19 protein-coding genes are annotated in these 22,910 nt (G+C 27.1%); 7 read left to right on the top strand and 12 right to left on the bottom strand.

Translation table 11 applies throughout. From position 1 onward, the window contains the following. Positions 1 to 235 precede the first annotated feature (235 nt). Entirely contained in the window at positions 236 to 850 is a 615-nt protein-coding gene (gene ribE, locus CRV02_RS13905; RefSeq protein ID WP_129084231.1) for a riboflavin synthase, read from the bottom strand. Positions 851 to 1,042: 192 nt separating this feature from the next. Here ribE and mnmG point away from each other — a divergent pair, with 192 nt between their 5' ends. Together mnmG and CRV02_RS13915 are read left to right on the top strand one after the other, a co-directional pair. After that, positions 1,043 to 2,920 (top strand): tRNA uridine-5-carboxymethylaminomethyl(34) synthesis enzyme MnmG, encoded by a 1,878-nt coding sequence (mnmG, locus tag CRV02_RS13910; RefSeq protein ID WP_129090848.1) that lies wholly within the window; start codon positions 1,043 to 1,045, stop codon positions 2,918 to 2,920. Positions 2,921 to 2,982: 62 nt separating this feature from the next. Then, positions 2,983 to 4,689: a hypothetical protein gene (locus CRV02_RS13915; protein WP_129090849.1), complete on the top strand. Its 1,707-nt coding sequence runs from the start codon at positions 2,983 to 2,985 to the stop codon at positions 4,687 to 4,689. On the opposite strand, the gene CRV02_RS13920 is transcribed toward CRV02_RS13915, so the two are convergent. Beyond that, positions 4,686 to 5,480, bottom strand: a complete 795-nt coding sequence (locus CRV02_RS13920; protein WP_129090850.1) for an exodeoxyribonuclease III — start codon at positions 5,478 to 5,480, stop codon at positions 4,686 to 4,688. The two genes, CRV02_RS13915 and CRV02_RS13920, sit on opposite strands and share 4 nt — an antisense overlap. A 123-nt stretch (positions 5,481 to 5,603) precedes the next feature. Here CRV02_RS13920 and CRV02_RS13925 point away from each other — a divergent pair, with 123 nt between their 5' ends. The 4 genes from CRV02_RS13925 to CRV02_RS13940 are packed head-to-tail and all read left to right on the top strand — an operon-like array spanning position 5,604 to position 10,985. After that, a complete protein-coding gene (locus CRV02_RS13925; protein ID WP_129090851.1) occupies positions 5,604 to 6,965 on the top strand; it encodes a DNA methyltransferase in 1,362 nt (453 codons plus the stop codon). Between the two features lies 1 nt (position 6,966). Further along, positions 6,967 to 7,950: a hypothetical protein gene (locus tag CRV02_RS13930; protein WP_129090852.1), complete on the top strand. Its 984-nt coding sequence runs from the start codon at positions 6,967 to 6,969 to the stop codon at positions 7,948 to 7,950. After that, positions 7,951 to 9,984, top strand: coding sequence for a hypothetical protein (locus tag CRV02_RS13935; RefSeq protein WP_129090853.1), 2,034 nt, complete (start codon positions 7,951 to 7,953; stop codon positions 9,982 to 9,984). It abuts the gene before it with no gap. After that, positions 9,984 to 10,985, top strand: coding sequence for a hypothetical protein (locus CRV02_RS13940; RefSeq protein WP_129090854.1), 1,002 nt, complete (start codon positions 9,984 to 9,986; stop codon positions 10,983 to 10,985). Before CRV02_RS13935 ends, CRV02_RS13940 begins: the two co-directional genes overlap by 1 nt. A gap of 2 nt (positions 10,986 to 10,987) precedes the next feature. Here the strand turns inward: CRV02_RS13940 and CRV02_RS13945 are convergent, their stop codons facing one another. Genes CRV02_RS13945 through CRV02_RS13965 form a run of 5 tightly spaced genes read right to left on the bottom strand, consistent with a single transcriptional unit; the run spans position 10,988 to position 16,294 of the window. Further along, on the bottom strand, positions 10,988 to 11,653 hold the full coding sequence (locus CRV02_RS13945; protein WP_129090855.1) for a phosphoribosylanthranilate isomerase: 666 nt from the start codon (positions 11,651 to 11,653) through the stop codon (positions 10,988 to 10,990). Between the two features lie 37 nt (positions 11,654 to 11,690). Then, positions 11,691 to 12,869, bottom strand: a complete 1,179-nt coding sequence (locus tag CRV02_RS13950) for a TniQ family protein (protein WP_129090856.1) — start codon at positions 12,867 to 12,869, stop codon at positions 11,691 to 11,693. A 1-nt stretch (position 12,870) separates the two neighbouring features. After that, a complete protein-coding gene (locus CRV02_RS13955; protein ID WP_129090857.1) occupies positions 12,871 to 13,740 on the bottom strand; it encodes a TniB family NTP-binding protein in 870 nt (289 codons plus the stop codon). A 3-nt stretch (positions 13,741 to 13,743) separates the two neighbouring features. Continuing rightward, on the bottom strand, positions 13,744 to 15,633 hold the full coding sequence (locus CRV02_RS13960; RefSeq protein WP_129090858.1) for a Mu transposase C-terminal domain-containing protein: 1,890 nt from the start codon (positions 15,631 to 15,633) through the stop codon (positions 13,744 to 13,746). Continuing rightward, on the bottom strand, positions 15,626 to 16,294 hold the full coding sequence (locus CRV02_RS13965) for a TnsA endonuclease N-terminal domain-containing protein (protein WP_129090859.1): 669 nt from the start codon (positions 16,292 to 16,294) through the stop codon (positions 15,626 to 15,628). Before CRV02_RS13965 ends, CRV02_RS13960 begins: the two co-directional genes overlap by 8 nt. 185 nt (positions 16,295 to 16,479) lie before the next feature. Here CRV02_RS13965 and CRV02_RS13970 point away from each other — a divergent pair, with 185 nt between their 5' ends. Then, on the top strand, positions 16,480 to 17,121 hold the full coding sequence (locus tag CRV02_RS13970; protein ID WP_164969013.1) for a metallophosphoesterase family protein: 642 nt from the start codon (positions 16,480 to 16,482) through the stop codon (positions 17,119 to 17,121). A gap of 2 nt (positions 17,122 to 17,123) precedes the next feature. On the opposite strand, the gene CRV02_RS13975 is transcribed toward CRV02_RS13970, so the two are convergent. The 5 genes from CRV02_RS13975 to CRV02_RS13995 all read right to left on the bottom strand — a co-directional run bounded on the left by CRV02_RS13975 (position 17,124) and on the right by CRV02_RS13995 (position 22,640). Continuing rightward, positions 17,124 to 17,888 carry an exodeoxyribonuclease III gene (locus CRV02_RS13975; RefSeq protein WP_129090861.1) on the bottom strand — a complete coding sequence of 255 codons (765 nt, stop codon included), beginning with the start codon at positions 17,886 to 17,888 and terminating at the stop codon, positions 17,124 to 17,126. 3 nt (positions 17,889 to 17,891) lie between these two features. Then, the gene (locus CRV02_RS13980; protein WP_129090862.1) at positions 17,892 to 19,331 is read right to left on the bottom strand and encodes a 5'-methylthioadenosine/S-adenosylhomocysteine nucleosidase; all 1,440 of its coding nucleotides are present in this window, start codon (positions 19,329 to 19,331) and stop codon (positions 17,892 to 17,894) included. Beyond that, positions 19,318 to 20,166 carry a hypothetical protein gene (locus CRV02_RS13985; RefSeq protein ID WP_129090863.1) on the bottom strand — a complete coding sequence of 283 codons (849 nt, stop codon included), beginning with the start codon at positions 20,164 to 20,166 and terminating at the stop codon, positions 19,318 to 19,320. Before CRV02_RS13985 ends, CRV02_RS13980 begins: the two co-directional genes overlap by 14 nt. 2 nt (positions 20,167 to 20,168) lie before the next feature. Next, on the bottom strand, positions 20,169 to 21,338 hold the full coding sequence (locus CRV02_RS13990) for a radical SAM protein (protein WP_129090864.1): 1,170 nt from the start codon (positions 21,336 to 21,338) through the stop codon (positions 20,169 to 20,171). A 363-nt stretch (positions 21,339 to 21,701) separates the two neighbouring features. Further along, the gene (locus tag CRV02_RS13995; protein ID WP_129090865.1) at positions 21,702 to 22,640 is read right to left on the bottom strand and encodes a tyrosine-type recombinase/integrase; all 939 of its coding nucleotides are present in this window, start codon (positions 22,638 to 22,640) and stop codon (positions 21,702 to 21,704) included. Positions 22,641 to 22,910 lie beyond the last annotated feature (270 nt).

Here is a 22,910-nt window from a genome sequence, read left to right on the forward strand (position 1 = left end):
GTATTATTCTTATTTCTAGATTTATATAAACCTTGATGTGTAATACCTATAGAATAAGTATCATGGAAATGCATACTAAAATTTTTATTAGATTCTTTTACATTAGTGAAAAGAATATTATTCAATAGTTTGTTCATTTTACTATTATACTCGAAAGAGAGGGAATGACTATAGAATAAACTTGCTAAAAACTACTCTTTTTAATAAAATATTTAACAAGTAAAATAGAAAGCTTCTAATAAGAAGCCATAATCGAATCTACTTTATCCCAAGTAAGTCCGTCTTTTTTACCCTTACCAAACATATTATAAATATATCTAGCAAACATATCTGTTTCAAGATTTACTTTACTTCCTACTTTGTAAGTTTTAAACAAAGTATTCTCAATAGTATGAGGAATAATTGTTAATCTAAAAGCATCTTCTAAAACATCATTTACAGTTAAAGAAACTCCATCAACAGTAATACTTCCCTTTGGAATAATATATTTTGCATATTCACTTGGCAGTGAAATTATATAATCAGTTGAGTTCCCATCTTTTTTTATGGTTTTTATTGTTCCTAAACAATCAACATGACCTTGAACAATATGACCTTCAAATCTATCACCCATCATCATTGCAGGTTCAATATGAACTTCACCTCTATAGTTTTCCATAGCTAGGATTTTTTGAGATTCAGGAGATAATTCTACAGTAAAAGTATCATTTGTAAATCTAACAACAGTAAGACAAGCACCATTAACAGCAACAGAGTCTCCAATCTTAGGAGAGTATTTAGCTTTTAGTGTTAGGAAGCTATTTTGAAGGCTTACAACTTTTGCCATTTCTCGAATTAAACCAGTAAACAAAAAATATCCTTGTATTTATAAAGATTAGTTAAATATTAATTTCTAATATAAAGTATTCCATAATATCAATTTGTTATAATAGCGAAAATTTATTAATGTAAATCTTTTAGATAAGTGGAAGAAAACATTTATCTAAGAGATTTCCTAAACTAAATCAAGTCCTTTAAAATAAGGACTATTTTAAGGAAGAAAATGAAATATGATGTAATAGTCGTAGGTGGAGGTCATGCTGGAATTGAAGCTTCTTTAGCAAGTGCTAGAATGGGTAAGAAAACCCTTTTAGTTACTATGCTTGTTGAACAAATTGGAGCTGCTAGTTGTAACCCTGCCATTGGTGGTCTTGCAAAAGGTCACTTAGTTAGAGAAATTGATGCTATCGGTGGTGAGATGGGACTTTGTACTGACGCTACTGGTATTCAATTTAGAGTATTAAATGCTTCAAAAGGTGCAGCAGTTCAAGGAACAAGAGCACAAATTGATATGGACAAATATAGAGAGTATATGAGAGAAGTTTGTCACAATACTCCTAATTTAGAAATTTACCAAGATGAAGTAGAGTCTTTACTTGTAAAAGATGAAAATGAAGTTTATGGTGTAAAAACTAAACTTGGAGAAGAGTTCCTATCAGAAAAAGTAATCCTTACAACAGGTACTTTTATGAGAGGACTTATTCACATTGGTGAGCAAACTTATGATGCAGGAAGAGCATGGGAACTACCATCTTCAACTCTATCTATTCAATTAAAAGAGTTAGGGCTAAATGTAGGAAGACTAAAAACTGGAACTCCTGCAAGAATTGACTCAGGAAGTATTGATTTTTCTGTAATGGAAGAGCATGGGGGAGATGAAAAACCAATGCCATTCTCTTTTAGAACAAACAAAAAAGAGTTCAACCCTACTCAATTTCCTTGTTATATCACATACACAAACACAGGAACACATAGCACTATCTCTGGAAACTTCCACAGAGCACCAATGTTTACTGGACAAATTGAAGGAACAGGACCAAGATATTGTCCAAGTATCGAAGACAAAGTAAATAGATTTGCAGATAGAGATAGACATCAACTATTTTTAGAACCACAAACGGCAATGAGAACAGAATATTACATCAATGGACTATCTACATCTTTACCAATTGATGTTCAAAAGCAGATGATTCACTCTATTGTTGGATTAGAGAATGCAAAAATCATTAGATATGGATATGCTATTGAGTATGATTATGTTGACCCAACAGAATTAAAACATACACTTGAAACTAAAAAAATCAAAAACCTTTATAATGCAGGGCAAATCAATGCAACTACTGGTTATGAAGAAGCAGGAGCACAAGGTTTAATGGCAGGAATCAATGCTGCCTTAGCTATTGATGGTAAAGAACCATTTGTACTTAGACGTGATGAAGCTTATATAGGTGTTTTAATTGATGACTTAGTTACAAAAGGAACAAATGAACCATATAGAATGTTTACTTCAAGAGCTGAATATAGACTTCTTCTTAGAGAAGAGAGTTCAGATTTAAGACTTTCTGCTTATGGTCATAAGTTTGGTCTTATCAATGATGAACAAAATGAAAAAGTAGAACATAAAAGAAAAGTTATTGATGAAGCTGTAGAGTTTATGGCTAATGAATGGTTTACTTCAAAGAAAGAAAACCTTCAATTACTTGAAGAAATAGAAGAAGATAAAATCAAAGATAGAGCAAAACTTATTGACTTAGTAGGAAGAAATAGTATTACTCCTGAAAAGTTTGATAGATTAGTTCCTTCATTAAAAGATACAGAAGAGTATCTAAAAGAACAAATTATAGTAGAAGCTAAATATTATAGATATGTTGATAAACAAAAAAAACAAATAGAAAAAATGAAAAAAATGCTTGAAATGAAGATTCCAGAGAACTTTGATTTTAAATCAATTCCTGGACTTTCAAATGAGGTTACGGAAAAGCTAGAAAAGTTTAATCCACCTACATTATTCAATGCAAGTGAGATATCAGGAGTTACACCAGCAGCTATTGATATTATTCATATGTACATAAATCTTCGTGTAAGAAGCAAGAAAAAATGATAATAGGAAATAAAAAGTGATAATATGTAAAGTAAACTTTGATAATGGAAGTTTAATTTAATATGTCTAAAGGTAAAAGTATCATTCCAGATTTTATGTCAGATAATCCAGATGATACTTTTAAATTCTTATTTCCTTTAAAACTAATACTTGATGAAGATAAGTTTGGGAACAGTCATTATGAAGTTGTAGTAAAAAATATGTCTACTGGTAATGTATTTTCAAAACTTATCTCTCCTGAACTTTTATTTACACATTTTCCTCTTTGTAAATCTTTTAAAAATGGTGAAAAAACAGAATCTAATCCAAGTAAAGAAATATTTGAAAAGATTTTTACCATTGATTCCTCATTAATAAATAATACAATAGAAAAAAAACTCAATGAACTATTAGATAAAAAAACTATTGGAACTTTATTAGGATGGAATTACAAATACTTAGATACTGCAAGGTTTATTAACTGTTATTTAATTGAACAAAATAATATAAAAATCATCATTCCACACTATGCTATAGGGATATATTATTATTTTAGATTCTCTGAAATGAGAGAAGCTGCTTTAGATTGTAATATTGAAAGTTTATATGTTATGTGTGATGATAATAGAGCTGATGCAAAAATTGTTTTACCAACTCCAAGAACAGATGAAGATGCAGCATTTATTCATCGATATGCCTGTCAACCAACTGCACAGAATCAATTTGAAAATATAAGTAAATATATCCATCACTACTTAAAGTATATGAGAGAGCATGATTTAGATGAAGAGATTGATGGAGTTCATTTAAAAATAAATTTTCCTGTAAAAGAGAAGTTTAAAATAGATACAAGAGTAAGCCTTGTTACTAATAAAGGAACAAAGGAAGAGTACTATTTTATACATGAAATCACTAATGATAATTCTGATATAGGATTTGATAAATTCACAAAGATAATTGAACAAAATAAAATAATAACAGACCTTGAGGATTTAGAAAATTTATCAAAAGTAGATAGAGAAATTCCAGAAGAAACGACAGAGATATTAAAAGTAAAAGATGCAAATAAAAAACACACTAGTACACAACATCGAAAAGATAGAAAAAAAAGCTGTGGAAGTTTACTAAATATTGAAATAGAACATGAAACACAAACAAAAGATATTATTAAAGACCTACTAAAAATATACCAAGAACAAGAGAACAATGATAAGGTAGACCAAAGTCTTACTGAATCTTCATCAAAAGGAGATAAGGCTACTAGACGAGTTATAATCTCAAGTGAATTTGATAAAGAAGAAACTAAATCTTTAAATGAAATAGATAATTTTGTTGTATTTAGACAATATATGGAATTTCTAAAACAACAATCTCCTATTGAAAATTTCACTTTAAGTGAAGTAAAAAACTTACCTGAATTTTTAATCGAAAAAGATGGAGAGAAAAAAATAAATCCTAAATGTAAAATGAGCAAAAGAACTAGACAATATTTAACTTCAACATTTAAATATGAAAAATTTTATGTAGGATTATTAGAGTTAGAAAACTACCCCTCTTCAGCTGCCTCTTCTTGGGTAATAATCTCTAACTCAGTTATTACAAATAATACCTTTGAATTTTTTGTAAATTTATATTTTAAAGATAATACCTCTATCCCAGATATTGTAATGAATTATAAAAAGACAAATCCAAAATTTACTAAAAAAAATCATGAAAGAAATGAAAACTTGAATGAAACTCAACTAGCTAAATGGTATGTTGGATTATTGGGAAAGATAAAACTTAATTAAATAAAACCTTCTAAATCAATTTCTATACCTATTGGGCAATGGTCTGAACCTAATATATCTTCTAAAATAAAAGCATCTTTTAATTTATCTTTTAAATCTTCAGAAATCAAAATATAATCTATTCTCCAACCTTCTTTTTTTTCTCGTGCTTTAGACCGATAAGGGAAAAGAGTATATGCATTGTCAATATCTCCATTTATATACCTAAAAGTATCAATAAAATTATTTTCTATAAATTTATTAAAATACTCTCGTTCTATATCAGAAAAGCCGGACTTACTATATATCTTAGTTTTTTTTAAATCAATATCTTTATGTGCAGTATTAAAATCCCCACAAATTATTATTGATTTATTCTTTTTTTTCAAACTTATACAATAATCTAAAAACTTTTGATAAAAATCTAATTTAACTTTTAATCTTTTATTATTTAATTTGCCATTAGGAAAATACACATTAAATAATACGATATTTTCAAAGTGTTGTTCAATAATCCTCCCTTCATTAAATTCATCAATTTGACTACAAAACTTTTCCATTTTGAATAAATAATCTGAATAAGTTATAGTTCCAGAAAAACCTTTTTTTGAACAAATATTTGTCATTATACTTTTAAAATGTCTTCGAAAAAGATTTGAATGATCAAACTTGGTTGTTGATAGTTTAGTTTCTTGAAGGCACAAAATATTTGGATTATAATAATCAATCCAATCTAAAGCTTTTTTCCTCTCTATTGCTCTTAAACCATTGACATTCCAAGATAATATCTTTACATATTTATTTAGCTTCATTAAAATTTATTACTTTTTTATTTAAATTATTATTGATATTATCTATATATACTAATTTTTAGCTTATATTTTATCTAACTAGCAGCTTGCTTTTGATATATTTATACATCAAAAAGGGAGAAGATGAATAAAAAGTATGAAGGAATAGGTTTTTTTAATGATTTTTTATTAAATCTAATGAAAAACTATAAAAAAAACTCAGAACCTCAAATAGTAAATTTTAGAGAGTTAGTTCCTCAAATTACAAATATGGATCGACATACTCATTTTATTCATGCCTATCCTGCTAAATTATTACAACAAATACCCTATTTCTTTTTAAACAACGATATTTTCTCGAAAGAAGGAGATACTATATTAGATACCTTCTGTGGAACAGGAACAGTACTTCTTGAAGCCTCTATATCAAATAGAAATGCTATAGGAGTAGATGTGAATCCTTTAGCTTCTTTAATTGCAAAAACAAAAACTTCTAAACAAAGTATTACATCTTTAGAAAACAAGCTAAAAGACATACAACAACTTTTCAAAGAATATCAATCATCTAAGAAGAAGTTTTATATTCCAAATATTACAAATATTAATCATTGGTATAGTAAACAAACTATCAGAAAACTATCAAAGATAAAACATATTGTAGATAATATTGAAGAAACAGAGATTAAAAATTTTTTTCAAGTAATATTCTCAACCTGCTGTAGAAAGTATAGTTATTCAGACCCTAGAATTTCGGTACCTGTTAGAATAAATGAAGAAAAGTTTCCCGAAGGTCACTCCTTAAGAGAAGCTGCTACTAAACATCTTAACTTTATTAAGAAAAATGAAATATATGAATTCTTTATTGAACAATCAAAAAAAAATATTTCTCGATTAAAAAATTACCAAAATTCAACGATGGTCAATACTAATGAAGTTTCAATTTATAATACAGATATAAAATCTATTAATGAGTCTGTAATTCCAAATGATACTCTTCAAATGATTTTAACTTCTCCTCCTTATGTTAGTGCACAAAAATACATTAGAGCCTCTAGTCTCAGTTTACAATGGTTAGAACTTCATGATGATAATTTAGCTTCTCTTGATAAACAATCAATAGGAAGAGAACACTTTTCACCATCAGTATACAAACAGTTACATGTTACTGGTTTTAATAATATTGATGACATTTTATTAAAAATCTATAAAAAGAATAAACTACGAGCATACATCACATATACTTATTTAATAGAAATGCAACAAACCTTACAAAAATCCTTTAAACTTCTTAAGTCTAATGGGTATTTTGTCATGGTTATAGGAAATAATACTATTGCTGGTTATGAATTCTTAACATATAAATACTTGATAGAAATTGCAGAATCGATTGGATTTAAAACTGAACTCGTTCTAATTGATGATATTAAATCTAGGGGACTTATGACTAAACGTAATAAAACAGCAAGTGTTATCTCTCGAGAATATATAATAGTATTTAAGAAGTAAAATGACATATAACAATCAAATACAAAAAATTAAAACTCAAATACAAGATTTATCTGCATGGTTATGGGGGCATAAAGTTTTAGAGCAAGATATTGAAGAATGGGTAAAAAACTTTGAAAATACTTCAGCTAATGATGATAAAAATAAACTTATTGCATTAAGTCTTCTTAGTCAATTTATGTTTTATGATCAAAGAGAAATAAAACAGGCCCTTAAATCACTCTTCAAAGATAAATATATTGCTCCATTAGTTAAAAAATATAGAAAAGCTACCAAGTCACTAATCCTAAATGATTATAATAAGTTTTTAGATGATAGTTTAAAAAAAACTAGATTTTCCAGTATTGGGAATCCCTCAGAAAGTAGTAGTATAATACTTTATTTTTTCAGACAAAGAAATAATATAGAAAAGGAATTCTTCATTCATTCTTGTGAACTTATAGTTGATGAGAGATACAACAATCTTGAACAACTAGTCTATATCGATGATATAAGTGGTAGTGGTAGTCAAGCAACTAATGAAAACTTCTGTAAAATCATTACAGAAATTAGGGCTAAAATTCCCATGATAAAAATTTCATATTTTACATTATTTGCTACTACAACTGCATTAAAAACTTTAAAGGACTCAAAACTATTTGATAATGTTGATACTGTTTTTGAATTAGATGATACATACAAAGCTTTTTCTGAAACCTCTAGATATTTTAAGAACAACTCTAATTGTAAAGAAGAATTTAAAAAGTTGTGTAAAACAGAATACTCGAAAAAATTCGACTTAGGGAAGGAAGATATAAGTAGAGATAAACATGGAAAATTAAATACACAAGAATGTGGATTTGCAGATAGTCAATTAGCCTTAGGCTTTTTTTATAATATTCCTAATAATAGTCTTCCAATTTTTTGGGCTAATAGTGATCAATGGCAATCAATATTCAAACGATATAGTAAAAAGTATATGCTTTTAAAAAAAGGAAATAATTAAATGACTAATCCATTTTCAAATATTAAAGCTGTCCATTTAAATAATGATGAAATAGTTAATTTCTGGGTTGAATTAAATGATGAAATCAATCATAAAAAATTTTTAGATGTAATTGAACCTACAAATCCTAGACCTTTAATCATCTTAGGAGGGAAGGGTAGCGGAAAGACTCATATACTAAGATATTGTTCTTATAGTGCTCAAAAAGTAAGAGCTCAAAAATCAATAGAACATGAAAACTGTGTCTTGACACAAATTAAAGAGGATAAATATACAAGTTTACTTTTAGAATTAGGAAACTTTCAGTTTGAAAGATTTAGTGGTTCAAAACTAGATAAAGCAGTTTGGGAAGAGTGGTATTTCTATTATTTTAATTTGATTTTAATTGAAGCATTTTTAGAGCAGATAATTGATTTACAAAAAAATGGGTTAGAAGATATTAATCTTGAAAAAATTTCTAACATGTATAAAGAGTATTTCTTTGATTCGGAAGAGGTTCTAATTACAATTGATTATATATACAGAAAAATTCGACAAGAGCACAAGAAAATAGACAGAGCTTTTTCAAGGTTGCGAACAGGATTTAAAAACTCTCTTGATTTAGATGTGATTTTTGATACTAGATCAAATATATTTTACGATATAAGTTACTATATATTAGAAGCAAGTGACTCTTTAAAAGATATCCGATTCTTATTTTTATTAGATCAGTTTGAAGATTTAAGTAAAGAACAACAAAGATTCGTAAATACAATATTAAGGCATCCTAAATTCTCTGAGAGAATTTCTATAAGAATTGCAGGTAGACTATATTCAATAAAGGAAGAAAAAACTTTTTCTGATAATGAAAAAAATTCATATGCTGAAGTAACAAAAAAATATCTAGAAACATATCTTGATAATTCAAAAAACTATAAACAATTTGCTATTAATTTAATTAAAAAAAGATTGGATAGAGACATTTCTAACTTAGATGAAAAATATCTTACAGACTCTTTTCTTGAGTTTGATAAACTTGAAATAATTAAAAAAGTATTAAGTATTCATCCAGAATCTAAGGATAGAAAATATTTTTTAACTTTAACAAAGCAGTTAGAACAATATTCAGATAGTTTAAATTTATCACCAAAAGAAATAGTAATAATTTTGAATAATCTATTTTGTCCATCAGATCCACATAAAGAAAAAGAAAATATATGGTTACTATATCAAGCTTGGAGTAAAAATAAAAATTTAGTTGAAAAAAGTCAAGAAATTAAAAACTCAATGGAAGGAAAATTTAAAAACATTCATGATAATGAAACTCTTAGGCATTTGAGTAATACTTTTTATTTTCAAATTTGTAGAGAATATTCAATAACATTTTTCAACTGTGGGCTTGAAAAAATAATAGACTTTTCTCATGCAAATCCAAGAAATTTCATGTTAATATTAAGTGAAATATATGCGAATGCTAAATTTTCAGAAGAAACTATGTTTGATAACAATAATCCTATAAAATGTAAAACTCAGGATAAAGCAATAAAAAGTGCATCTAATGAGTTCTGGAGATATGCAATTATAGATATAGAAGATAAATTTGTTGTTAGAATGGTGGAAAGAATAAATAGTTTCTTTAAAGCTTTTAGAATGTCAAATAAACCTACAGAAAAAACTCTAATTGCATTCTCTTACACAGGAAAAGTATCTGAGGAATCAGAGCAAATTCTTACAAAAGCAGTTAATCATATGTTACTAATAAAAAAAAGTATCAGTAAAAAAGAAAAAAACAACTCTGGGACAATGTTAGATAGTTATTCTGTTCCTGCTATATTAACTGTAAAATGGGATTTACATATTGCTACTGGAGGAACTTTTCAATTTAAGGCTGAAGATATTGAATTACTATGTAAAGGTGAAGATAAAGATTGGTTAAATGTTTATAAAGAGTATATATCAAGGTATAATGTTCCTTTTAATAAAGGGAAAAAAGAACAAGAAGAAACAAAAGCAATTCCATATACAACACCCAGTTTATTTGGAGATACTTTATAATGATTAGTAAATATCATCTCTTTCCTTGTGAAAGTTATCGAAACCTTGATGAATTTTATACTAATAGTGAAAAATATGATCTATTTATTTCTGCATACACAAAAGAAGATATTGTAATTAAAACATTTAATAAAATAGATGCCAATAAAAAAATATATTTAATTTTTCCAGAATACAACATAGATACTAATCATATTAATGATGATATCTTTGAATATAATATTATTGATGATAACATTAAAGAAGCTGAATATATTAATGCCATGTGTGAAAAATATATTAATACTGAAAATAACGATAAAATTTGTGTAGATACAACAGGTTTTAATAAGCCTTATTTAGTATTTCTTTTATTTTGGTTTAAAGAAAATGGTATTGAAAATATTGATTTAATTTATACAGAGCCCCAAAGATATTTAAAAAGTGATAAAACAAAATTTTCAGATAATATTATAGAATCAAGAAATATAGTATCTCCATATGAATCATATTCAAGCGCAGGAGAAAATGATTTATTTATAATTAATGTGGGTTATGATTCAAAACTAGTTAATAAAGTTATTCATAATGTAACTGCAAGTAAAATAAAGCCACTAATTGGCTTTCCATCTTTACAAGCTATTATGTATCAAGAGAATATATTAAATTTAATAAAGTCTAAAACGGAGCTAGGGATAAAAGAAAATGACGAGCTTTTATACGCTCCCGCTAATAATCCATTTATAACAGCACATGTTATTTCAGAATATGTTAAAAAATATATATCTTTATATAAAGGAACAGTTAACAATATTCATTTAGCTCCTTTAGCAACAAAAGCGCAAACTATAGGAATGGCTTTATTTTATATATTTGAAAATGAGTCCTATGATAATAAGGATATAAATTTACATATACATTACCCATTTACTGATTCTTATTCTGCATCATCAAGTGAAGGATATTTTAGAATTAATAAATATACAATTGAATTTGATTTATTCGACAAAATACAAGAATAATACTAGCTTTTAACGTTTTTAACAAAAAGGCTTACTTTAGTACCGTCCTTACTTTTTGAATTATTTTGATTGACGCCAGACATTACATCAATACCAGAAGGATTAACCTTTGAGATTGCATCTTTTATATTTTCGGAAGTTAGTCCTCCTGCTAGCATTACAGGGAAAGGTTTCACCCGAGAAACAATTTCAGAGGTTTGTTCCCAATCATGAGTCTCGCCACTTCCTCCTTTTTCCGAATCTACTAAGATGAAGTCTATTACTTGACTATCTGTATACACTTTAATAGTTTTTAACAACTCTTCTAAATTAACTTCTTTCTCAATATAAAAAGTCTTTGTTATTTTAATATCTGGGAAATTTTCTTTAATGTTTTTTAAATCATTCAAATTTAATGTACTTTGTTTTTGAATCTGTATCATATCAGGATTTAATGCAGTGATTGTAGAAATAACTTTTTCAACATCTTTAAGGTGTATTAAAAGACAAGATTTCATACCTTTAGGAACATACTCTATTAGTTCTTTTGCAACATTCATTTCTAACATATCTGCTCTATTCAATTTATTAGAAGGAGGCTGCAACAAAAACCCTACAATATCAATCCCATTATCCCTACAAATATCTATATCTTCTTGAGAAGTCATTCCGCAAATTTTTACTAACATATCGTTTCTCCAAATTTATTATAATATAAATACATTATTACCTACTTTTATTTAATTTTTTATATTTTTTTACAAATTGCTTATGAATTGTAAAATGACATCCAACTATTTCTGCAACACTAATTTGATTGATAACTTTACCTTGATTCTTAAGATATTTAATAGCCCCTATAACTTCACTTTCACTTATTTCTCTTCCAATTTTATTTTGTATAGGAATAAGTTCATCTATCATCTCTTTATACCAAAAAGGTATATTTCTAAAGCCATGAAAAAACTCCCTATGTGTCAAATGATTATCTTTTGAAAAATTTATCAAATTCGTAGGATAGTTTTGAAAAAGATAATAAACCATAGATGTTAAAATAAACTCTTTTTTTATAGATAAAGTTTTTTTTGAATTGTATCTATCAAGTTTTTTACAAATAGTTTTATACTCTTCTATCAAAGGGAAAGCTTCTAAATTTAACTTTTCTTTTCTATCAAGTAAAAATCTAAGATAAGTAAGACTTTCAAAGACAAATATTGATTTTACTTTTTGTTTATTTATAACAAAGTAACCTCTAGTCAATCCTTTTTCAAACCACTTGATAGCTTTCAATCCATATTCATAATTTGAATGAATAGGTATAGTAACACTTTCTCTTAAATCCTTTTCACAGTTGTAACAAATACAAAGTTCTTTTTCATGTTTTATTTTTGGTAAACTAATTTTATTATAACATCGCCAACATCTATCGGTTAAAAATATTTTATGCTCTGGGCAAGCATTATAAAAGTTATATCTCCACATTTTTCTAAAATACGGTATTTTATCTTCATCCAAACATTTAGGACAATACATTAACCCTTTATGAGTTCTTTTGTCTGTTAGTTTTCTAATTTGCAAAGGTGGATATAAACTATTTTCATCACATAAAAATAAATGACCTTCTTCACTATGTAAGGAAAGGCTAAATATTTCTTTTTTCAAAAGATGACTTTTTTGAGCCAAGTGTTTAAATAGCTTTTCATCATATAAAAAATCTAAATCTGTTCTTGATATAGCACTACCCTCATGCCGAATAAATAAAGAAATAAATTCAGATAAACTTCTTCTATGCTCTATTGCCATACGTGTCAACCAAGAACTAAGAAGTTCATCTTTTAATGGTTTTGGTACAATTAAAAAGAAATAGTCTTGGACCCAATCTCTATTTCTTTTTTGTTTTTTCATTTTACAACTTTGGCAAGTAACCTATATCTTCAACCGTTATATATTCACGCTTAGATTTAATAGCTTTTACCGCAGCTTTTTTCAGCAGATTTACTGTCATACCTATAAGTCCTTCAGACTGATGAAAAAGTGCATTCATAATTTCTGGATTATCTGCCATATTTGAAGCTTCTTTTAAAGGTAAACATCTCTCATATGTTGCCACAAAAGAACGATATTTTCTATCATTGTTCCATCTAGGAAGTTCAATTGATGGAAATCTTGTGGCTGTTTCTTCTCCTATAGATAATGCCGAATGAGCAGTTCTAGTACCTGCTAAAACAATGGTTAAGGATAAACTATTACTTAGTTGTTTTAAGTCATCTATGAAAGTACGTTGTTTATTTAAATTTCCTGTTAAAGCACTATGTATTTCATCGACTAAAATCATTTTTGTTCCTAGTTTCTTCAAATAATGTTTTGCAAGTTTTTCTTTCACTGCAACTTTGTCAACTGCTTTATGAGGGACACACAATTCATTTAAAATACGGCTATATAACTTACTTTCATCAGGAGTTGTAGGAGCTTGAAAATAAATAATAGGGATATCATAAGTAATCCCATTTTCATTCTCAATAGGTTCCAAGGTACTTTTATGCAAATCATACATTCTTTTTAAAATTGCTGTTTTACCATTTATAGAATCACCATAAATTAAGACTCCCTCGTGTCTTATTTGTGGTGGATCTTCAAACTTATCTTCTAAAAATTCAAGAAGCTTAACTGCTGAACCATATCCAATCCACTTATCTTTTTTACAGTATAAGATTCTCTCTTCATCACTTTTATCTAAATAGTCAAAGGCTTCTTGAGTTAAGTTACGTTCATTCATGTGTTAACCTATTGGATAAATATCATAACCATCATCATCTTCCTCTTTAAGAGAAGAATCTAAACGCATAGGTTGAGTTTGTGTTTCTTTATAATCTATTTGCTCTTTTTCCATTTTTAAAGTTTTCTCTTGATGTCTTTTTGAACTTTTTTTACGTCTTACTGATTTTTTCTCTCTTTTTGCTGCTTCAACTTTTTGTCTAAGTCTCTCTTTTGCTTCAAAAATATCATGTGGTTCAAGTTCTCTTCCAGTAACCTGTCTTTTTGCTTCTGATATTGCTTCTCTTAATTCTGATAGATTCATTTGAGGTTTTCTTATATCTGCATATGGAATAGTTATATATTCATTAATATCTTCATCATATACATATATTTTACTAACATCTCTTGGATCACGTCTACAGATAACCTCATTTTTTAGCTCGGGTTTTAATTTTTTATATTGACTAGGGATAATCCATTTTCTAAGTGATTCAGAGAAATAAGTGATGTAATCAATTGTAATACCATTTTTCTGGACAGTACGTTTTATTTGAGGAAGTAATGCCATTCTAAGTTTTAAAGTATTTGTTGGAACTGTTGGTAAAAATGGGATTGATTTTTCTTTACCCACTCCATATAAACCTTGATAAAATTTTTCTTCAGGTGTCATGAATATTGAACTATGTTCAGTTTTATGATAAACATTTATTACAAAATCCAAATACCATTCTTCAAGTTCATCTATAGTCATGGCAGCTTCTGCTTCAGAATCATAACTTCCTTTTTTAAATATATTAGATCTAGTAGTACCTGGTAAGACATGCATTTTTTTCATATATGTACCCAAAACTCTTTCAACTGCACCACCAAACTCTGGTCTAGCAACTGGTCGATATCTATCTTCAATTCTAAATTCTTGACAAAAATTGCGTAAACTAATCGAAGTAAAGTCCTTACCATTGTCCATATGCACCTTTCTAGGTAATCCATAAACAGGGTATTCTCCCTCAACTTTATATTTTGCTAATAATTCATCCTTTGGTAAAATTGCATTTAATAAACATTGACCTACACTAAAATAACTAGGTGCTTCTAAAGAGATATAGAAGCCATACATCATCCTACTATATACATCAATTGCGACAGTAATAAAAGGTCTTCCAATTGGTTCTCTATTTTCTTCATCAACCAAAATAACATCAACTTTAGTATGATCAATTTGAATAATATCTAAAGGCATTTTTACATCTGGGAATTTATTTGGCATTCCTCTAGTTTCATTTACTCTTATTCCATTTCTATATTTTGCAATAATTTTTGGATGTAGAGCATTTATTCTATTTCTTATAGTATTTTTTGTGGGTGCTTTTAGTTCTATATTCTGACATTTATAGACAATTTGCTCATAAATAACTTGTAAAGGGTATTGTTGTTTATGTAAATACATCTCTTCTATTACACTATTGATTATTGTATCAACAGATTCGTCTAATCTACTTTTTCCTTTACCTCCACAAAATTCTCTTCTAGAGGCTAGAGAACTTATTGTCTTGTATTGTTCATAAGTATTAAGCCATCTATATATTGTGGCTATACCTTTTTTATTTTTCTTCGCAACTTTTTGGACATCATTCGCTGTTCTATTTTCAATATCTAACAAAGGTTCAATAATTTTAAATCGTTCAGTTGCGTTATCTAATTCTTTTTGTTCAGTATCAACTAGTTCTTTTATTCTCTTTTTTATATTTTTTGGGTCATTAATTAAATCATTGACTTTAACAATTTTTTCATTATATGGTTTATTTATTTTTTTGAGGAGAACTTCATCTAAAGAAGGATAACCTTTTATAACATACTCTATATCTTGGAAAAAAATTTTACTATCAATATCAAAAGAAAGTACATTAGCCATTGTTCAACTCCACTAAAGATTTCATAGTAAGTTCATTAGTAAACAAATCTGATTTTAATTTACCATTTGAAACTAATGACCAAATGTTATTAGAAACTATTGCATATTCTTTTGGATTAGGTGTAATTTTTTGCACTAAATCAAATGCAGCTAATTTTGTAGTGTCTTTAAGAACATCTAATATTTCTTTTTCATATTTATGCTCAATTGGATTTTCTTTATACCTATATAAAAAGTCTAAATTTTCTATATATTCTTTACTATATGAAAGTTCAGTAAATACATCAAATTCTAAATCATGTTCTTTAGCAAATACTTTTGTAGCTTCAAATTTTTCTTCAAAGTATTCTTTATTTTTTTCGAGTTCATTTGAATATTTTACTTCAACAATCGTATCTTTTAAACCTGATTCTTTTCCTCTCTGAATATAACAATCTAAGCTATATATTAAATGTCTATTTCTGAAATCTATTTCAATTTGAGGTTGTTCATAATATGCAAAAACACTATCATCAAATTCAAGTGATATATAACAGGCTCTTTCCAATAGAGACTCATAGATTATTGATTTACCATTTTTTATACTAGGAAAATGTCCAATAACGGAACGATAGCTCTTTTTTATTTTACGTTGTGGAAATCTAATATAATCTTCTAGCATAATTATTTTCCATTAAATTTTATTATTTTTTAATTGTATAGCAAAGAAGCTTTAATTCTAATTTTAAAATTTTTCTGCGTATTATTAATTTATAACAACTACTTATTGTGTAATTTTAGATATTTAACATATTTTAGTGTAAAATCATTATGAAAAACTAATTAATAAAATTAAAGAACTATGATATGAAAGTTGACTATATAATAGCGGATACTCATTTTGGGCATACCAATGTATTAAAATATGAATTATCGAGAGTCGAGAAAATGAAAAAAGAAGATTTTTCTTCTTTTGATGAAATGATGATAAGTATTTGGAATAATTCTATCTCAGAAAATGATAATATACTACATTTAGGAGATGTTGCATTTGATAACGAATATCTAAAATTAGATATATTAAAAGGTAAGATAACATTAATTATTGGTAATCATGATAAAAAAGAACACTTAGAATATTATAAAAATATTGGTTGGAATGTAATTGATTCAATTGAACTAAAAATTGATAACTCATTAAAAGTTTTTGACACATTAAAACAAGAATTTTCTACTGATATACTCAATAATAATTTATTAACTTGTTTAGTAATTGACATTAATGATAAAAGAGTAATGTTTTCACACTTTCCTGTCTTTGATAATAATCAATATGATTTGAAATTCTCAAATATTACAAAGGTATTGAATAGAGTATTTGAATTGACAAAATGTGATGTAAATATACATGGTCATACTCATTCTCATGGGGCAAAAGAAGATTTTTGTAAAAGTGCTTGTTTAGAGCTTAATTCTTTTAAAGTTATTGATGTAAATAGTTTTCTTTGATACTATAAATCTATCTCAAGTATTACAGGACAATGATCAGAACCTAGTTGATCTTTTAAATAATAGCAGTCTACTACATTATCAATTAGTGCATTTTCAACTAAAAAATAATCTATTCTCCAACCAATATCTCTCTCCCTCAAATTATGTGCAAAACCCCACCATGAATACTGTTTTTCATTAGGTTTTAATTGCCTAAAGATATCAATAAATCCAATTTGTTCTAATTCTGATAGCCACTGTCGTTCTTGAGGTAAAAAACCTGCATTTTTCTTATTATTTTTATAGTGATAAAGATCTATATCTTGATGAGCAACATTTAAATCTCCCGTAATTATTATGGGCTTATTTAACATTTTTAATGATTGTATAAATACTAAGAAATCTTTCATAAAGATTTCTTTTTCTTCAAGCCTCTTAAGTTGTCTATGGCTATGAGGAGCATAAGTATTGACTAAAATAAATTTCTCAAATTCTGTAGTTAAAACTCTTCCTTCCATATCTAAAGAAGGTGAGTCTATACCTTTTCTATTATTTATTACTTTAAGATTTGGATTTACTATAGTTGTTACACCACTATACCCTTTCTTTTCAGCCACATTCCAATATGAGAATTTTGGTGAAAATAGGTTAGCAGAAAATAAATCTTCTTGCATTTTTACTTCTTGTAGACAATATATATCAATTCTATCATCTCGCAAAAAATAATCCAATCCATTGTTTATAATAGATTTTAAGCCATTTACATTCCAACTACATATCACCATTAACTATAAAGCCTCAATAATCTCTTTTGCAAATGCTGATGCTACCCCTGCTGCATATTCTTGCCATTCTTTTGTTTTTGATGAATTACAATAATCGCATATTCCTCGTATAACAAAACAATCTTTACCAACTAACCAGCTCGCGTCGGCAACACCTGAAGATTCCATTTCAACAGCCTTAATATCAGGAAATTTTTGAACTAAAGAATCTCTTACATTACTATCTTTAACTACTGTGTTGCCACTTGCTATTGATCCAATATGAATTCTAGGTCTAGTTTGGTCATATCCGCTTGGAACTTGTGGTAGTGTAACTTTTGTTTCTAAAAGCCATGGAGTATCATCTAATATCATGTTATTATGTCTTTTATACTTATCCTCATCAATATTTGATAATTTATCAATATATTTCCAAAAATCAAAGGAATTTTTACCAGCTCTTGATACTTTGCGCTGTGCAATATTTAATAATTGTGCATTTGGTGGTCTAGGTTCAAAATTATATTCGAAACTACCTTCTTGTGTATTTTTACCCATGTCATGTTGAATAATACCTTTTTCTCCTGATAAAACGATATCTCCAAGTCTAATATGTTTCATTGCGTCACTACAATTAGGTATTCCTCCTGCAATCCCTACCATAATAATATATTTAATAGAAGGATATTGTCTATACATCGTTGTAGTGATAGCTGAAGCTTTATTATTTCCCATGCCCGTTTTTGCTAAAACAACATCTTTATTACCAATTTTATAGTGTGGATATAATATTCTATCACTACCTAAAGCAGGATCTTCTCTAAAACAGTTTTCATTCTGGTCCAATGTATCTTCCATTGCTTGGAACTCTTTATCTAAAGCGGTTAATATTAATACCTCAGGTTCATATTTTATTTTATTTATGTTCATCTCTTCCTCTTTATCAGTTGCTATATTTGTCAATTTTCTTAGTACATATTTAAATACAGGTTCATCTAGAAAATCTTCATACTTCCAATATTTTAGATTGTAATTTTCCAGTTTTCTAGAAATATATCCTTCATTGTACTCATCTGGCATATTTATATATAATTTCTCAGTTTTAATTTTATTTAGTTTCTTATGCTTAGCAGTAACAACTAATTCTATAGCTCTTGCAGATATTCCAGGTGTTAATGTAAACATTAAAAGTGCATCATAATCATGTTTCTCTAAAATTATGCCTTCAATATCAATATTGACAATTTCAACACCTAAAGATTCCAAAACACATTGATAGACGGATTTAATATTCATTGATAAATCATCTTTTTTTGAACAACCTATCCAAACTTTTAAATTAGATAGACAGTTTTGAGTAGTGGCTGCATTATTAAAGTAGTTAGATGAAAAGTCCAAAAAATTATCTATCTTACACTTAGTATATAAATCACAAGTTTGGTCAGGGCAATTAGATTTTGTCAAAGAAACTTCTTCCTTTCAGAGTTAACTTAAGCTGATTTTGTTCATAATTAATAAATTTTATTGCTTTTAAAACATTTAAGGTTTCTTCTATTGAATCAGTCAAATCTTGTAAAACAGTATCACTAAATATTTGTGAATCTTGTATTATATCTTTTGTTCCTAATATGGATAATACTCTTTTCGAAGCAAAACTATTAAGCTCTTGTGTAAACTTTCTATAATGACCTTCATTAATGTCTGTTGATATATTGATTAGTTTTTCAGCATTTTGAGTTAATGCTATATTTAGTGATTCAGATTCTAAAAGCCAAGTATGTTTTTCATTTGATTTATCTTCATGTGCACCTTGAAAAAGTATATACTTATTACCAAATACTGAATATTGTATTTTATTAGTCGTATCAAGTGAATATAAATTAACAGACCTATTTGCAATAGAATAAATTGTTCTTAATTCTTCTATCCAATTAAAACCTTTGTTTAATGACCAATTATCTAGATTCCACTCAATAATTTTTGTAGTATCATTCATTAAATTTTGGGGTAAATTATATACAACTTTAAAAACATCCTCATTTGTGTTATTAATTTTTTCACAAAGGTATCTATGAAAAGGATCAGTAAGTGCCCTCATTTCCCCTGTAATATGGATACATTCTCCTAGTGAATTTTTATTTAAGCTATCTTCTAAAAGGTTATTAGTCTCAAGGTGTACTTTATTTCTTGACTCTTTGTCAAAGCCATAATGTAAAGATTTAATTTTTTCTTTATTAAAATCAATAATGTCTGCTTTTTCTAATGTTTCAAAAAAGATTTTTTCTTCTTGAATTGCCATAATTATAAATTTACTCCTTTATTATCCCATTTTAGTTCTTTTTGCCATACATATTCATTTTGATTTGGTTTAAACGAAAAACATAAAGGTACTAAATTACCGTACTTTCTATGTCTACTTCTATTTGTGCAAGGTGTGTTGTTATTTAAATCATGTCCTGCAACTTCATTATTAGCTGTATTATCCCAACTGATTGTTCGATTTTCATACTTTGCCGTACCAAAGCCAGTACATATTAAATTAGAACAAATCCTAATTATTCCATTAGGATGAACCATCACTCTTTCTCCTAACTTTACAGGGCAATATCCATAATATTCTTGTTTTTGTTCAAACTCTTTTTTTTCAATAAAACATTGAGGTAATCTTACATCAATTTTAAATTCATTGTTAGTGATTTTCTTTGAAATTTCATTATACATTAATACCCAATCTTCAGGAGTTGGTGCAAAATTCCCTGTCCAAGTATCCATAGGAACACCTGCTTTAAAAAGATCATGAAAGTTGATCTGTGAAATACCTAGTTCTTCTGCGAATATAATCATCTTTTCTATTAAGTAAATGTCATCTTCTTTAGTCAATAACAACTTATGAACACAGCAAGTGATAGTTATTTTATATCCTTTTTTTAAGGCTATTTTTAAATTCTTTATAGCTCGTTTGAAAGTTCCTTCTCCTCTTAGCATATCGTTAGTTTCACTTGAAAATCCATCTATACTAAAAGCTATTTCATCTAAAAGTTTAAATTCTTCCTTATCCAATAAATGTTCTAATACTTGACCATTGGTATCTAGTCTAATATATTCAAATCCCATTTCTTTTGATTCTTGAATTAATTGAAGTAGCGGTTCATGGTTCTTAGTAGAACCATATAAAGTTGGTTCGCCACCTAGAAATGTCGCTTTTTTAGCTCCGAGTTCTCTAAATGTTTTTAATAATGCAAGAGCATCATTTATCTCAATTTCTTCTTTAATGTAATGATTTATACTAGGTTTATATATACATTGTTCACAACCAATATTACACTTATCTGTAATATACATAAAGACTTGCTTTAAATTTTTAAAATGTTGATAGAAACTATCATCAAGTATATAGGTGTCTTTTTTTTTGGATGAAAAAATAATTTTTTGTAGAGAATCTTTTGGTGTATCAAGATTTAAAAGTTTCATCTAGTTCCTTAAAGTTAACTATTAGTATTTTACACAAAATTGAATTAAATTATTGAATACTGTAATATATCTTAATTAAGATATATATTATTTTAGTTGTTTTCTAGTTAAATATGCTACAAAAATAAATTAGTGTATATTTGTCAAACGTAGAATTAAAATACTTAGTTAGATTTTTTATCTTTTTTTATTACAAAAAATAAACCAATTATTGATATTATAATATTAATTGTCAAACGAAGTCTTATTTTAATCAGTTTAAACCTCTATACAATCCTAGAAATTGTATTTTGATAGTTTATAAGTGACTAATTTTGTTCTTCGTTTGACAATCCTATATTCATTCTAGTAGGATAATAATTCTTATACCATGAATTGAAGGTTTCTTCGAGGGTGTTTCGTAGATAATATCTTTCTTTGTTGTTTCATATTTATTTGTGTATAAATTTGTGTTGTAGATATTGATGAATGGCCTAGCATTCCCTGTATATATCTTATATCTACACCTTCTTCTAAAAGCATGGTGGCAAAACTATGTCTAAACATATGTGGTGTTAAATGTTGTTGCACATTTGCAGCTTGTTGATATTTTTTTATCATATTTGATATAGAGTATTCACTATATTTATTTCCTAATCTATTAATAAAGAACCATTTATTTTTATAAATTTCATCATTAAATAAATTTACATATTCCTTGAGTGATGTTTTTACTTCTGCTTCACATATTTGAATTGTTCTTTCTTTTCCACCTTTACCTAAAACTTTTAAGTTTCCTGTACTTAAATTAATATCATTATATTTAATATTACTTACTTCAGAGACCCGAAGTCCTGTTGCAAATAGAAGCTCTAACACTGCAATATCTCTTACTAATGCTTTATAAGAGTATCTTTCTATATCTTGAAAATTGGTCTTAATTTTATATATATATTTAAATAACTTTCTAATATTTTGTAAGTCTATTGTTTTAGGTAGTGTTTTATTCTCTTTAATAGAAACTCTCATTTTTCTAAATGGACTAACAAGTATAATCTCTTCAAATTCTAAATAGGTAAAAAAAGCTTTTAAAGTTGCTAGTTTTCTTTTAATTGATTTTGGTTTTAAATCTTTTGTATATAAATGTTGTATATACTCTTTTAATATGTCTTTATTTACATCATTAATATTCATACTCATAATATCTTTAAATGATTTAAATTGTTCAATATCAATAGTATAGGCACTTAATGTTTTTGGATTCAAATTCTTTTCAAATTGACAATGAAACAAAAACTCCTCTAATAACTTATCTATTTCCATATATTCTCCTAAATTAGTTTGTGCTGTAATATTACTTAGACATCTTTAAATTAGAAGACTATTGCATATAAAAATTCATAATTATAAGAATATTAAAAAAACTATTTTAGAGGAAATAATATTTTTTAAGATATAATAAATTTAAAATAAACAATGGATAATACTAAATTATGTTTAATACAGTATCAGCTAAAGGTTTTCATATAAAGCATCTAATATTTGGGATAATTCCTATTATAATTTGGAGTTTAGTAGCTGCAACTGTTAAAA

The organism is Arcobacter sp. CECT 8989, from assembly GCF_004116715.1.
Classification (GTDB): Bacteria; Campylobacterota; Campylobacteria; order Campylobacterales; family Arcobacteraceae; genus Halarcobacter.

Excerpts from the sequence above, each read along its gene's own strand:
- mnmG (WP_129090848.1), top strand. The coding sequence starts at position 1,043 with ATGAAATATGATGTAATAGTCGTAGGTGGAGGTCATGCTGGAATTGAA.
- CRV02_RS13915 (WP_129090849.1), top strand. The coding sequence starts at position 2,983 with ATGTCTAAAGGTAAAAGTATCATTCCAGATTTTATGTCAGATAATCCA.
- CRV02_RS13920 (WP_129090850.1), bottom strand. The coding sequence starts at position 5,480 with ATGAAGCTAAATAAATATGTAAAGATATTATCTTGGAATGTCAATGGT.
- CRV02_RS13925 (WP_129090851.1), top strand. The coding sequence starts at position 5,604 with ATGAATAAAAAGTATGAAGGAATAGGTTTTTTTAATGATTTTTTATTA.
- CRV02_RS13930 (WP_129090852.1), top strand. The coding sequence starts at position 6,967 with ATGACATATAACAATCAAATACAAAAAATTAAAACTCAAATACAAGAT.
- CRV02_RS13935 (WP_129090853.1), top strand. The coding sequence starts at position 7,951 with ATGACTAATCCATTTTCAAATATTAAAGCTGTCCATTTAAATAATGAT.
- CRV02_RS13940 (WP_129090854.1), top strand. The coding sequence starts at position 9,984 with ATGATTAGTAAATATCATCTCTTTCCTTGTGAAAGTTATCGAAACCTT.
- CRV02_RS13945 (WP_129090855.1), bottom strand. The coding sequence starts at position 11,653 with ATGTTAGTAAAAATTTGCGGAATGACTTCTCAAGAAGATATAGATATT.
- CRV02_RS13950 (WP_129090856.1), bottom strand. The coding sequence starts at position 12,869 with ATGAAAAAACAAAAAAGAAATAGAGATTGGGTCCAAGACTATTTCTTT.
- CRV02_RS13955 (WP_129090857.1), bottom strand. The coding sequence starts at position 13,740 with ATGAATGAACGTAACTTAACTCAAGAAGCCTTTGACTATTTAGATAAA.
- CRV02_RS13960 (WP_129090858.1), bottom strand. The coding sequence starts at position 15,633 with ATGGCTAATGTACTTTCTTTTGATATTGATAGTAAAATTTTTTTCCAA.
- CRV02_RS13965 (WP_129090859.1), bottom strand. The coding sequence starts at position 16,294 with ATGCTAGAAGATTATATTAGATTTCCACAACGTAAAATAAAAAAGAGC.
- CRV02_RS13970 (WP_164969013.1), top strand. The coding sequence starts at position 16,480 with ATGAAAGTTGACTATATAATAGCGGATACTCATTTTGGGCATACCAAT.
- CRV02_RS13975 (WP_129090861.1), bottom strand. The coding sequence starts at position 17,888 with ATGGTGATATGTAGTTGGAATGTAAATGGCTTAAAATCTATTATAAAC.
- CRV02_RS13985 (WP_129090863.1), bottom strand. The coding sequence starts at position 20,166 with ATGGCAATTCAAGAAGAAAAAATCTTTTTTGAAACATTAGAAAAAGCA.
- CRV02_RS13990 (WP_129090864.1), bottom strand. The coding sequence starts at position 21,338 with ATGAAACTTTTAAATCTTGATACACCAAAAGATTCTCTACAAAAAATT.
- CRV02_RS13995 (WP_129090865.1), bottom strand. The coding sequence starts at position 22,640 with ATGGAAATAGATAAGTTATTAGAGGAGTTTTTGTTTCATTGTCAATTT.